Origin of the sequence: Pseudoalteromonas xiamenensis, assembly GCF_030994125.1 — a bacterium.
GTDB classification, from domain to species: Bacteria; Pseudomonadota; Gammaproteobacteria; order Enterobacterales; family Alteromonadaceae; genus Pseudoalteromonas; species Pseudoalteromonas xiamenensis_B.
In genome coordinates this window covers 1,351,256-1,363,991 of record NZ_CP099917.1, presented here as the reverse complement: position 1 = coordinate 1,363,991, position 12,736 = coordinate 1,351,256, and the positions used below count along the sequence as shown (strand labels likewise).

The following is a 12,736-nucleotide window of genomic DNA, read 5'->3' as shown; positions in this document are numbered from 1 at the left end:
CTTATTTAATTTGTGGTCCTTCTGGCGTGCCAGTAATCACCACATCTGCGCCGCGTTCGGCAAATAGACCGTTAGTAACAACACCAACAATCTGGTTAATGCTAGTTTCAAGCGCTTTGGCCTGAGAAATTTCTAAATTGTGAACGTCTAAAATGACATTCCCATTGTCCGTGACGACACCTTGACGATAAACAGGATCACCACCTAATTTAACCAATTCACGTCCGACATAGCTGCGAGCCATAGGGATCACTTCAATGGGTAATGGAAAACGACCCAATGTATTTACATGCTTCGTGTTATCCACGATACATACAAATTTCTTGGCCACGGCAGCGACAATTTTCTCACGAGTTAGTGCCGCACCACCGCCTTTTATCATTTCGTTCAGACCGTTGATTTCATCTGCGCCATCAATATACACATCCAAGCTGTCGACATCGTTCAATTCATACACTTCGATGCCGAGTGCTTTTAGTTTCGCTGTAGAAGCTTCAGAACTTGATACTGCGCCGCGGATCTTATCTTTTATCGTACCAAGAGCATCGATAAAGTGGTTTACCGTTGAACCTGTGCCGACGCCAACAATACTATCTTCCGTTACGTAATCGAGTGCTGCCCATGCAGCTGCTTTTTTCATTTCATCTTGGGTCATAGAAATCACACTTTTATGTTGTCAAACTTGGCACAATTATACTTGTTTTAGTGCAAAAAGAGACCCGAAAAGTGCGTTTACCAATGATAAAAGGTTGTCGGCGTTAGAATTGCCTGAAGAGGAACATCCCATGTTTCAGTGGGCAGCATTTCTACTTTCTGACAATCATGGGCAAGGCCAATTAATTTTGGCGCAGGCCATTTATCTCGGTAGTAGCTGCTTAATGTGCGGTCATAATAACCACCCCCCATACCCATACGATTACCCATCGAATCAAAAGCAACGAGCGGTAAAAGTAGAATATCGAGTTGAGAAACGGGACAAACTTCACTGCAATTCAACTTAGGCTCCAAGATACCATAGCGATTTGCTTTCATGGGTGAAGTTTTTTCATATTTCTGAAAGAGCAAATTTGTTGAGTTAAAGGGGTGAATTAGAGGGAGGTAAATAGTGTGGCTTTGTCTCCAAAGCTCTTGAATTAAAAGAGATGTATTAAGCTCTCCGTCGTTGCTTAAATAACACCCGATACGGGCGTTTGCGGGGAGTGCTGTATGTTGAAAAAAACTAATAATCAAACGTTCCGACGCTGTTTTTTGTACTTCCTTTGAGAGGCTGTTTCGTTTTTCTCGAATTTCTCTACGGATTAGTTGTCGCTTTTTATTGTGATTATTAGTGTTTTTCATGTTTGAGTTGTTAAAAATTCATAATGTCAGGGTAGATGAGCGTTAAAGCCAGCAGGATTACCAGAATTGCAACACCAGACACTAAGCTGTAAAGCACAATAGGTGAACGCTTTTTCGGTTGCGAATCAATATCTAAGTCGTCCAAAAAGCCGTCGTCTTCCCAATCTTCTTCGTCATCAGTGGAATGCTCGATGGCTGGTGCTTGTCCTAAACGTTGTTCTATTTCTTCTAATCGTTCTTCTAAACGAATTAAACTACTAGTGATGTAATCAAGAGCTTCAAACAGTCGTTCATCACGTTGTGCCGAACTAGAATCATTCGTCGCACTAGACGTTTGCAATTTAGCTTGGATCCCCATACTTGCAAAAAGCTTAACTTGCTTCATCGCCTTTTCTTTATCTGCCGGCGCAAAGAGCGGCTTTTTTGCAAAGAAGGTCGCAGCCTTGTTTTCAGGGATCCCCAATTTGGTTGCAAGGCGAGTAATGGCGACTTCCTGTTCGATTCCTGAGTCTAGGCCAGTATAGATTACACGGTATTTATCCGTCATGAGGTAATCCAAATAGAATGCTAATGCTTTGAGTATACCCAAAAATTTAGGCAAAGGGAGTAGGAATTTATGCGCACAAAAGGCAACAATGAAGGATTGGATTGATATTGTGTGTTTTGAATTTCAATTCGGCGCAATCAATAGAAACTCATGGGTTAGGAATTATCGTGTTTTGTCAGTCAAGTTACAGAGCTACTGTTTGCTGAGAGTCGACATAAACAAAATGTGGTGCACAGCAGCAAAACCGCCGCTGCTGGCACCAACTGGGGGATCAATATTTAGCCGCTTGACCGTTTGGTAGTGCGTTTAAAATAAATTCACGAAGGTCTTGGTTTGATTGCGCTAAATCAGGTCGGCGCAGATACATCATGTGACCAGACTCATATCCTTTAAACGATAGGCGGGCACTCATTTTGCCGCTTGGGTCGAGTTGCCACATAGTGTATTTGGCGTCAAAGTAATTCGTCGCACCATCGAAATACCCAGACTGGATCATGACATGTAAATAAGGATTTTGTGCCATGGCTATACGAAGTTGTTCACCCGTCCGATTGTTGCTCTTATCCCAAGGTGAGACGTCCGCGAGCATGTTGTATTTAACATCGGTTTTATAGTTGAGCTCTTCGCGTAGATAGTAGTTGATAGCTGGTGTAAAGGAGTGCAGCCAAGACATCAATTCAGGCCAGTAATCCGGACCGGCACCAGCATCACGTTTATCTAAACCTAAGTAGCGAGAGTCCAGACGACCAATTGTGAACCCTCTGTCTCGAAGTAATTCTTTCCAGAATGTACCGGTCGGGATGTCCAAGTTATTTTGTAGTACAAACTGTTCTGATAAACCGGAATAAAGTGCAACTTGTTTTGCGACTTTTTGTTTTTCGTCAACATTTAAAAAGCCACCGCGAGCGAGTGCTGGTAAGTAAGTATCAAGTGTGTACGTTTCTACTTCCGCAAGTAAAGATTGCAAATCTTTGTTTTGTAATTCGTTACTGAGTGCTTTGTGATACCAAGCGGTAGCTGCGTAGTATGGCAAACGATTTGCCGCTTCAACGGGACCTTTACGCTCAATGCCGATTTCCGTCGGCGAAACTAGGATCACGCCATTTAAAAACATCCATTGTTCGTTTTGTAATTCGTGTGCAAGACCTGATACGCGAGTTGTGCCGTAACTTTCCCCAATAAGAAACTTAGGAGATAGCGCTCGATTATGACGATTGATGAAGGTATTTAACCAACTCGCAAGGTATTTAATGTCCGCGTTGACACCGAAAAACTGTGCTTTTTGGCTTTCTTTACTTGGTAACTTACCATTTTCATCGGGCAATACACGAGAATAACCGGTATTCACTGGATTGACATAAACGATGTCGGCAACATCCAAAATTGAGTGGGTATTTTCAATTAAACCATAGGGCTGTACAGGGTAGCCTTCATCGTCAATTTTTAATACTTTAGGGCCTGTATAGGCGATGTGCATCCAAACTGACGCAGAGCCTGGCCCGCCGTTAAAGCTTATGACGAGCGGGCGATTTGCGCTGTCTTGCGCTTTTTGGCGTTGATAATAAGTATATTGCAGTGTCGCAATTGCTTTGCCTTCTTCATCCCAAACTGGCTGCGTTCCTGTCTCGGCTGTATACGAAAACTTTTCGCCGTTAATACTGGCTTTGTGCTGTGTAACAACATTGCTGTCGACATCAATAGCGATGTTATGTGAACTGGATTTCTCATTGGCGAATGCAGAGCTCACCACTGTAGTACCTAACGCAAGCGCGATGCAGAGAACGATTTTTTTCATTAGCTGTATTTCCGAACAAGATGTGCAGACTACATTAAAGAGAAGTTTTGGGGATTTTTCAAAACGATTGAGGTAAATAGACAAAAGCACATGTTTAACCGCAAGAAACAAGGAAAAACAATCTGCTTCGTGTTTTAAAAGACGCTTTTTCAAGCGCAATTGTAAGCAAACCTAAGTTCAACAGCGTCTAATTTGCGACAAACGTGACGATTTTTATACAAAGATTGTGTTTTTTTTGTAACACATTTCCAGTATATTTAATACTTATGTCCGTAGTATGAAAGTATTGAAGATCTTACCCGCTCATTTGATCTCTCGTCTTTCTCTTGAAGTTTGAAGAGCCCATTCCATGCAGAGAGTTTTAATTGTTGAAGACAGTAAAGTCGTTCAACAAGTGCTGCGCCATTTGGCCGCCCAACACCTGAAAGTTGCCATTGATTTTGCGTGGTCATTACAAGAGAGTATGCAGCTGCTTGCCCGTAATGAATACACGTTAGCTTTGGTTGACCTTACACTACCGGATGCAGCGGACGCAGAAGTGGTGAAACTGACTTTGGCACACAACATTCCAACCGTTGTGCTGACTTCAAAGATTGATGAATACAGTCGTCAACAAATGCTCGAAATGGGCGTTGTGGATTACGTGATTAAAGATAACCGTGACTCTTATTTGTATGCGGTAAAGCTCGTCTCCCAATTACTTCGCAACCAAGGTGTCAAAGCACTAATTGCGGACGATTCGGTCATAAGCCGTGTTGTGATGCGACAAATGCTGGAAAAACAGCTTTTTGAAGTGATGGAAGCAAAAGATGGGCAAGAGGCGTTAACTCAACTTGAAGCTCATCCAGATATAAAATTACTGCTGACGGATTTTGCGATGCCGACAATGGATGGTTTTGAGTTGGTCAAAGCCGTACGTAACTCGCGTGGACGCGATGATTTGGCCATTATCGGTTTATCGGGGGCGGGCAGCCATGGCCTTTCGGCCAAGTTTATTAAATACGGAGCAAACGACTTTCTTGCCAAACCGTTTATGAATGAAGAATTCCATTGTCGAGTTATGCAAACAATGGAGCAATTGAATTTATACGCTGAAATCAAAGAATGCGCCTATCGCGACTATTTAACTGGTCTGTACAACCGCCGTTATTTCTATCAGCAAACGGAACGTTTACTGAAAGTTAAGCCCAGTCAATATGTGTTAGCGCTCCTAGATATTGATCATTTCAAACGGATCAACGACGAATTCGGTCATTTGGGTGGTGATGAAATTCTTAAACAAGTGGCGGACCTCTTAAAAAGCGCATTTAGTCGCTACGTGTTGTCGCGCATCGGAGGCGAAGAATTTGCCGTGGTACTAAAAGGATTTGAATTAAATGACGCAATGGAAGTGTTTAATGATTTCCGCAAACGCTTTGCCGATCACGAATTTACGATAAATGGTATTCCCTATAATTGCACGATTAGCATTGGTGTTACCTCGTGTTATTCACAGTCGATGAGTGAAGTCATGCGAGCTGCGGATAGGGCCTTATATGAAGCTAAAGAACGCAGTCGAAATTGCGTTGTAAGTGCACACGACTAGTTTGCACCACTTTCGAACAAGTAGAAAAAATGCGCACCTTGATGGTGCGTTTTTTTTGTCCAAAAATCGGGGTTTATATTTATCTTATTGTTATATATATAAAAAAAATTATGGCACGAACGTTGGATTGTTGTCTGCAACAGGATAAGGCGAGTCCGAGGGGACCTAACATGAAAATGATAAGTGCAATAATAAAACCATTTAAATTGGATGAAGTGCGCGAAGCACTTGGAGAGCTAGGCGTCGAAGGGATGACGGTGGTTGACGTAAAAGGTTTTGGTCGCCAGCGTGGCCATACTGAGTTGTATCGTGGTGCGGAATATCAAGTCGATTTCATTCCAAAAATAAAACTAGAAATCGCGACGCGCAGCGAAAATTGTGAACGTGTTGTTGAAACCATTACTCGAATTGCGAGTACGGGCAAAATTGGTGACGGCAAAATATTTGTGTATGACTTAGACCAAGTAGTGCGGATCCGCACAGGTGAACTCGACGAAGAAGCGATTTAAGGGGACCGCAGATGGAAAATACCGTAATTGAATTAAAATTTTCACTCGATACTTTTTACTTTTTGATATCGGGTGTCTTAGTAATGTGGATGGCAGCCGGTTTTGCGATGTTAGAAGCTGGGCTTGTGCGTTCAAAAAACACTACTGAAATCTTAACAAAAAACATATGCTTGTACGCAATTGCTTGTACGATGTACTTGTTCATAGGCTACAACATCATGTACGTAGATAATGCCGAAGGTGGCTTTGTACCGTCATTTGGTGCGTTGATTGGTGCTCAAGCAGACGACGCCAATCATTCGCTGCAATCAGACTTCTTTTTCCAAGTTGTTTTTGTTGCAACCGCGATGTCGATTGTCTCAGGTGCTGTGGCGGAACGCATGAAATTGTGGGCGTTTCTAGCTTTTTCGGTGGCAATGACTGGTATTATTTACCCAATCGAAGGTTTTTGGACGTGGGGCGGTGGCTTCCTATCTAAGTTAGGCTTTGTTGACTTTGCGGGATCTGCAATTGTGCATGGTGCGGGCGCTGCAGCCGCTTTAGCTGGTGTACTACTTCTCGGTGCGCGCAAAGGTAAATACGGCAAAAATGGTGAAATCTACCCGATTCCTGGTTCTAATCTACCTCTTGCAACGCTTGGCACGTTTATTTTGTGGATGGGCTGGTTTGGTTTCAATGGCGGTTCACAATTACTGCTTTCAGACAAAGCCAATGCAATCGCAGTAAGTCAAATTATGCTTAATACCAACGCGGCGGCGGCAACGGGTGCAATAGCTGCGCTTGTGGTATGCAAATTAATGTGGGGCAAAGCAGATTTAACAATGATCTTAAATGGTGCATTGGCAGGTCTAGTGGTTATTACCGCAGAACCAGCGTCTCCTACCCCGATGTTCTCCGCGCTATTAGGTGCATTAGGTGGTTCATTGGTTGTTCTCAGCATTATTTATTTTGATAAAGTGAAAATTGATGACCCAGTTGGTGCGATTTCTGTGCACGGTGTGTGTGGTGCGCTGGGTATCATGATGGTTCCGTTCTCTAACACTGACGCGACGTTCGTTAATCAAGCTATCGGACTCGTGTGTATTCTCGGCTTCGTTTTTGTGGCATCGCTCATTGTCTGGGCTGTGCTTAAGAAAACGTTAGGGATCCGTGTAGGTGAAGAAGAAGAAATCAACGGTATGGATCAGCATGATTGTGGGATCGATGCATACCCTGAATTTGTGACAGTGCGTGGTAACTAGTCGCAAAAGTACCGTGTTTTTTGGTTGTTCGTAACGACAAAGCCTATCGAAAGATGGGCTTTTTTCGTTTGAGTAATGCCGCTTAAGCGCGAGTTAATCTCCTAAGCTTATGATAGACTGTTCGTAATTTTCTTCATAATGCAAAGACTACATGGCTGAAAAGGCACCGAAAGGCAAAACAAAAAAAACAACGGCAACCTCTCCATCATGGAAGCAGCGCTTATGGCGCGGTTTTTTGAGTATCCTATGGAAAAGTACACTCGCTGGTATAGTAGCGGTAGGGTTATACGTTATTTACCTTGATGCCAAAGTAACACGCCAATTTGAAGGAAATAAATGGCAGTTGCCCGTGCAAGTCTACGCACGCGCTATGGGGTTTTACCCTGACCAATATTTGTCTGAGCAAGAGGTACTCTGGGAGCTTAATCGACTCAATTACTCCTCGGTAAACTACATTAGCCGAACGGGTCAATACATTAAAAAAGGGCGCACGATCACCATTCACCGCCGTGCGTTTGAGTTTTTTGATGGTAAAGAAGAGGCGAAAAAGTTTACTTTGACGTTCTCTGGCCAGCGTTTAACGACCATCACGGATGAGCGAGGGCAGAGTTTGCGTTTTGCCCGTCTAGAACCGGTGCAAATCGCGCGTATTGGCAATGAGTCACAGCAAGACAGGGAATTTTTGCCGCTTGAAAAATTTCCAAAAACGCTTAGAGACACGCTGCTGGTTGTTGAAGATAGGCAATTTTATCAACACCATGGCGTATCGGTGATGTCAATCTTAAGGGCTTTGTACACGAATATCCGCGCGGGCAGAACGGTACAAGGTGGTAGCACACTGACGCAGCAGCTGGCGAAAAACTTTTATTTATCGCGTGAGCGTTCGATTGTTCGTAAGCTTAATGAGGCTTTAATCGCACTCATTTTGGATTTTAGATACAGTAAAGACGACATTTTAGAAGCTTATCTTAACGAAGTATATTTAGGTCAGGCCCATAACCAAGGTGTCCATGGTATGGGGTTGGCTTCCGAGTTTTACTTTGCCAAACCAGTTGATGAACTTGAATTTGATCAAATGGCGTTGTTAGTGGCAATGGTTAAAGGCCCTTCTTATTACAATCCAAGACGGTATGCAGAACGCACCATGGAGCGTCGCGATTTGGTCCTTCGTCTCATGGTGGAAAACGGCTTGATTAACACCAATGAATTTCGCCAAGCATTAGCACGACCCGTCAAAGTTCAGCCGTTGAAAAAGAGCTTTCATGAAGCCTACCCAGGGTACTTAGAACTTGTCAGTCGTGAGCTTGAAAAACGCATTCCAGACGAAAAAGTCATCAATGGTGGAGTTCGAGTTTTTACTTATTTTGAGTTACAAAAACAGGCCGCAATGGAAGAAGCTGTCGAGAAAGGATTGTCTTACCTTGAGAAGCGCGCGGAGGCGGCAAATTTGGAAACCGCAATGATCTCCGTCAATCTGGCGAAGGGCGGTGTATCTGCTCTAGTCGCGGGGAGAGACCTGCGTTTCTCGGGTTACAACCGAGTTTTAGATTCAAAACGTACAATCGGCTCGTTAGTCAAGCCTGCCGTATATCTAACGGCGCTAGAGCAGCCTCAATACAATTTGGCTACACCGCTTTCAGATGCACCATTAAGTATTTCGGATGAGCAAGGGCAAATTTGGAGCCCAGAAAATTTTGACCACAAATACCGTGGCGACATGCCGCTCTACAGTGCATTTAGTCAAAGTATTAATTTACCTGCCGTAAACTTAGGACTGCAACTTGGTGTTGAGTCTGTTACAGATACCCTCAAAGGGCTTGGCGTTACGTCACCGATTAACCAATACCCTTCCTTGTTCTTAGGTGCGCTGGAACTATCGAGTTTAGAAGTCGCTCAAATGTACAGTACGCTCGCCAATGATGGTATTTATAAGCCATTAACGTCCATTTCAGCTATTACAAATGCCGTAGGTACGGTGCTTTACGAACATATGGCAGAACCAGAGCGTCGTTTTGAAACTGAAGCCGCCTATATGACCAAGTATGCACTCAAACGAGTAACAAAAGATGGTACTGCGAAACGCCTCAATGCCCATTTCCCATCGTTAGTATTGGCAGGCAAAACGGGTACGAGCAATGACTTGCGAGATAGCTGGTTTGCGGGTTTTGACCACAATACCGTCACGGTCACATGGGTTGGTCGCGACGACAACAAAACAACCGGACTGACTGGCGCGGTTGGTGCGTTAGAATTGTATATACGCTACTTAAAATCCCTAAACCCAGAGGCAATTGCCGACTCGCGCCCTGAAGGTATCCGTTGGGCTTTTGTGGATGTCGATAGCGGTCGTCAAGCACCGCCTGGGTGTGGCAATGTAAAGCAATTACCCGTTCGCGCATCACAGTTTGAACCAAGGCCAAAGTGTCGCAGACACTAAACTTTGTATTGAGACACTTGCTTTTGAAGTGACTTGGAAACCCCTTCAAGTTGCTTTACATTAGTTTGCGTTTGATTGGCTGACGTTAACGTGTGTTCAGCCAGTTCATTAATACTTACTGCATCTGTCAAAGCGGTATTGGTTGCTGAAGCTTGTTGTTCAACCAAACGTGCAATTTGAGCGCCTTGATCGCAAATTGCCTGCATGCTTGACTGCACCGTTTCGAGCATTGATTTCGTTGAAAGTGCAGCTTCTACACCACTGTGCATTTGCTCAACACTCTGCCGCATTTGTGTTTGCGTTTGGCTTGAGGCTTGTTGAAGTGATGCAATAATGGCGTGAATTTCTTCGGTTTGCTGTTGTGTTCGCTTTGCTAATGTTCTCACTTCGTCGGCGACCACCGCAAAACCGCGACCTTGTTCTCCAGCTCGAGCTGCTTCAATCGCCGCGTTTAGTGCCAATAAATTGGTTTGTTCCGCAATTTCACTAATAGCCTGACTTACTTTGCCAATATTTTGTGCATCAAGAGCGAGTTTATCAAGCGCGATTCGGCTTTGTTCAAACTCCTGTTGCAATCGGGTCATTTGGTTGGCCAATAGATGCATGTTTTGGTTACCCTTATTTACTTCATCTGCGGTTTTTATTGCCAACGTTTGTGCATGTTGAGTAGCATCAATTACCTGATTACCAGCACCATTCAGGTCGTCTAAAGCATGTTGAATCGCTTGTAAGCGGTGCTGTTGATTGGCAACATCCTGCTTGGTTGAGTTGCTTAGGGCGGTTAGGCTTGTAGTTGACTCGTTCACTTGGACACTGTTTTTAGTGAAGTGTGACAGCACCTCTTTGAAGCTATCGAGAAGTTGATTAAATTGCACAATAATGACCGAAAGTTCATCTTGCCCGGAGGTAAGAGCTCGAGCGGTTAAATCACCTTTCGAGGCCAATTTCGCGACGACTGAAAAATCATTGAGTGTGGTAATAATGGCTAGGTAAAAACCCACCATAAGGTACATGGCCACCGCGAGACAAACGAGAGAAGCGATAAGCACACTCAACTGTATCCAACGTTTTTGGTTTAATTCAGTATCCAAAGAGTTTTGCATAGCAGGTAATGCTTTACTCACAAAGCTATCCAATGCGGTTTTGACTTGGTTTTGCAATGGGCGCAATTGCGCTAAAGAAAGTGCAAGTTCGTCAGGCTCTAACATTTCTGATTGGATAGCATTGGTAAAATGTTGGATAGCTCGAGTCAACGACGCTAGTTCATTAGAAAGCGTAAAGGTTTTTCCATGCTCTCCTTGCATTGCAACATTGAGTTTTGCTTCAAAAAGGGCGAACACTTTAGGCATTGCTTTATGTGTATTGGATAGCGAGATAAAAGTATCGGGTGTAAAAGAACCACTATTTAGGACTTGTTCTGCATCACGATTAAGGTGGGTTATTTCTGCTACGAGCCGCGGAAGAGATTCAACTAACGCGCGATTGAGGTAATTTCGATTGATAACTGGGTCAATCGCAAGATTTGATCGTTGTGAGACTTGTTCCAGTAAATCTGCGGGTGTTTCTTCACTCAATGCAAACTGATTTTTCAATTGCGTATTGAGCGAAACTTGATTTTGATTGTTAAACAGCGCATCGAGCAGAGGAGCGTAAAGCGTTAAGCCTTGCGACTGTGTAGTCAAACGACGGATCTCGGTACTGAGTGACGCATTGAGAAAAAATAAACTCAGTAATAACGGTGCTAGGAAAATGCTGAAAACCAAACTCATTTTGTTCTTGTAGCTCAAGTGACTCATGAGTCGCATTGCGGGTCGTGCAAATGAAGAAGGGTATGCCATCAGTAATTCGGTTCCTAAACGTAGACTGAATAACTATAGACCGTGAAATGGGTAAATATCATTCACAAAAGGATTTAGTTGAATTTTATTTTTTCATTGGTATAAATTTTTGTCTTTGCAACGTACACTGATTACAGAGGTTAGTTGGATTTTACGCGCATGGAACAAATCGAAATCTTCGAAATCCCGAGTCCCTGCCGTGGGATTTGCCAAGTAAACAATCGAGGATACTGTAAAGGGTGTTATCGTAGCCGTGACGAACGTTTTCAGTGGAATACGATGACGGATCAACAAAAGCGCCATGTTATTTTATTATGTCAGCAGCGCTATAAACGTTATCTTCAAAAACAACAGCAACAATCCAATGACGATGGAATGCAGCAAAGCGGTTTTGATTTTTAAATTTACTAAATTACTTTATGTCTTTGTCTTCTAAATCGTATTTCTCCCTCAACATTTTCATGGTGCCATTGTTCGCTAATTGCTGAAATTGAGCCTGAAGTTGAGGCAGAAGGGCGATGTGTTTTACATGCACAAAATGGTATGTTTGAATCAGTGCGATGTTGTCCCGTGACCAATCAGGTAAATGTTGCACCATAAATGAGTCTGGTAGGTGAAAATCTATGACGAGTGCAGCGTCCACTTTTTGTTGTGACAGTAAATTAAGTTGAGTCGAAATCTTTTTCACACGGACAAGATTTCCAGAGAAGGGATGATGTTGAAGGTAGTTTTCCATCACAGGATAACCTTCCGTAATCACAAGGCTTTTCACGTCATTTAAAGTACATTTTTTGCAGTGTTTAAGTGCTTGAAGATTAAACGCGTACAAAGAAAAGGGCACGCGAATTAAATTAGGATAAATGTCTCCGACCTGTTCAATGCGGGCGAGCTGACCGTCGAGTTCCCCCTCATTGGCGGCAACAAGCGCACTGCGATGATTAAAATCAACAATTTTAACGTCAATGCCAAGGTTTCGATACGCGAGGCTAACGAGCTCGGTAATGTACCTTGATTGCGGATTATCAGCAGGGCGATTGAATACGAAAGTACCTTTTTCAGTAGCATGACTTTGCGTGGCAAAAAATAAGAGCAATATCAGGCGGAACAAATGTTTATCCTTATAACACTTTGTGGCGGCATCTTCAGTTAGAGTTAGTGTATAACAGAAGTCCGACTTTATGGTTAAATATGTTAAGCTTGTTGAGAAGTTTATCGGAGATTTTAGTGTGAATTACAATTTGTGCTTACTACCAAGAGCTGAGAAATATCAAATCCAACTGGATTATGAAGCTTCTTTTTGGGCTTATCAGATTAAAAAAGGGAAGAAATCGCGTGAAGCTATTTATGAAGCAATTAATGCTCGACCAATGTCAGAGCAGAATGTACTGAAACAGCGATTTGAGTATTATTTAGCCTTGATGTTAGCCTAGTTAGACAGTTCTCGTA

At 43.2% G+C, this 12,736-nt stretch carries 12 protein-coding genes; 6 read left to right on the top strand and 6 right to left on the bottom strand.

The window, feature by feature from the left end:
- Window position 1: 1 nt before the first annotated feature.
- The 4 genes from rpiA to NI389_RS06280 all read right to left on the bottom strand — a co-directional run bounded on the left by rpiA (window position 2) and on the right by NI389_RS06280 (window position 3,680).
- A complete protein-coding gene (gene rpiA, locus NI389_RS06295) occupies window positions 2-655 on the bottom strand; it encodes a ribose-5-phosphate isomerase RpiA (RefSeq protein ID WP_308362062.1) in 654 nt (217 codons plus the stop codon).
- Window positions 656-732: 77 nt separating this feature from the next.
- On the bottom strand, window positions 733-1,338 hold the full coding sequence (locus tag NI389_RS06290) for a 5-formyltetrahydrofolate cyclo-ligase (RefSeq protein ID WP_308362061.1): 606 nt from the start codon (window positions 1,336-1,338) through the stop codon (window positions 733-735).
- Between the two features lie 10 nt (window positions 1,339-1,348).
- Window positions 1,349-1,885, bottom strand: coding sequence for a hypothetical protein (locus NI389_RS06285; RefSeq protein ID WP_308362060.1), 537 nt, complete (start codon window positions 1,883-1,885; stop codon window positions 1,349-1,351).
- Between the two features lie 271 nt (window positions 1,886-2,156).
- Complete coding sequence (locus tag NI389_RS06280) at window positions 2,157-3,680, bottom strand: S10 family peptidase (RefSeq protein WP_308362059.1); 1,524 nt, start codon at window positions 3,678-3,680, stop codon at window positions 2,157-2,159.
- Window positions 3,681-4,029: 349 nt separating this feature from the next.
- Between NI389_RS06280 and NI389_RS06275 the strand changes: the two genes are divergently transcribed.
- The 4 genes from NI389_RS06275 (at window position 4,030) to mrcB (ending at window position 9,452) form a co-directional block, all read left to right on the top strand.
- The gene (locus tag NI389_RS06275) at window positions 4,030-5,265 is read left to right on the top strand and encodes a diguanylate cyclase (RefSeq protein ID WP_308362058.1); all 1,236 of its coding nucleotides are present in this window, start codon (window positions 4,030-4,032) and stop codon (window positions 5,263-5,265) included.
- Window positions 5,266-5,435: 170 nt separating this feature from the next.
- Complete coding sequence (locus NI389_RS06270; protein WP_308362057.1) at window positions 5,436-5,774, top strand: P-II family nitrogen regulator; 339 nt, start codon at window positions 5,436-5,438, stop codon at window positions 5,772-5,774.
- Between the two features lie 11 nt (window positions 5,775-5,785).
- The gene (locus NI389_RS06265) at window positions 5,786-7,015 is read left to right on the top strand and encodes an ammonium transporter (protein ID WP_308362056.1); all 1,230 of its coding nucleotides are present in this window, start codon (window positions 5,786-5,788) and stop codon (window positions 7,013-7,015) included.
- Between the two features lie 151 nt (window positions 7,016-7,166).
- Entirely contained in the window at window positions 7,167-9,452 is a 2,286-nt protein-coding gene (gene mrcB / locus NI389_RS06260; protein WP_308362055.1) for a penicillin-binding protein 1B, read from the top strand.
- On the opposite strand, the gene NI389_RS06255 is transcribed toward mrcB, so the two are convergent.
- Window positions 9,449-11,290 carry a methyl-accepting chemotaxis protein gene (locus tag NI389_RS06255; RefSeq protein WP_308362054.1) on the bottom strand — a complete coding sequence of 614 codons (1,842 nt, stop codon included), beginning with the start codon at window positions 11,288-11,290 and terminating at the stop codon, window positions 9,449-9,451. The genes mrcB and NI389_RS06255 overlap by 4 nt on opposite strands.
- Before the next feature lie 159 nt (window positions 11,291-11,449).
- Between NI389_RS06255 and NI389_RS06250 the strand changes: the two genes are divergently transcribed.
- Window positions 11,450-11,692 carry a DUF1289 domain-containing protein gene (locus NI389_RS06250; RefSeq protein WP_308362053.1) on the top strand — a complete coding sequence of 81 codons (243 nt, stop codon included), beginning with the start codon at window positions 11,450-11,452 and terminating at the stop codon, window positions 11,690-11,692.
- Between the two features lie 10 nt (window positions 11,693-11,702).
- Here NI389_RS06250 and NI389_RS06245 read toward each other — a convergent pair whose 3' ends face one another.
- Entirely contained in the window at window positions 11,703-12,398 is a 696-nt protein-coding gene (locus tag NI389_RS06245) for a hypothetical protein (protein ID WP_308362052.1), read from the bottom strand.
- Window positions 12,399-12,516: 118 nt separating this feature from the next.
- On the opposite strand from NI389_RS06245, the gene NI389_RS06240 reads away from it, so the two are divergent.
- A complete protein-coding gene (locus tag NI389_RS06240; RefSeq protein ID WP_208844478.1) occupies window positions 12,517-12,720 on the top strand; it encodes a DUF3283 family protein in 204 nt (67 codons plus the stop codon).
- Window positions 12,721-12,736: the final 16 nt, after the last annotated feature.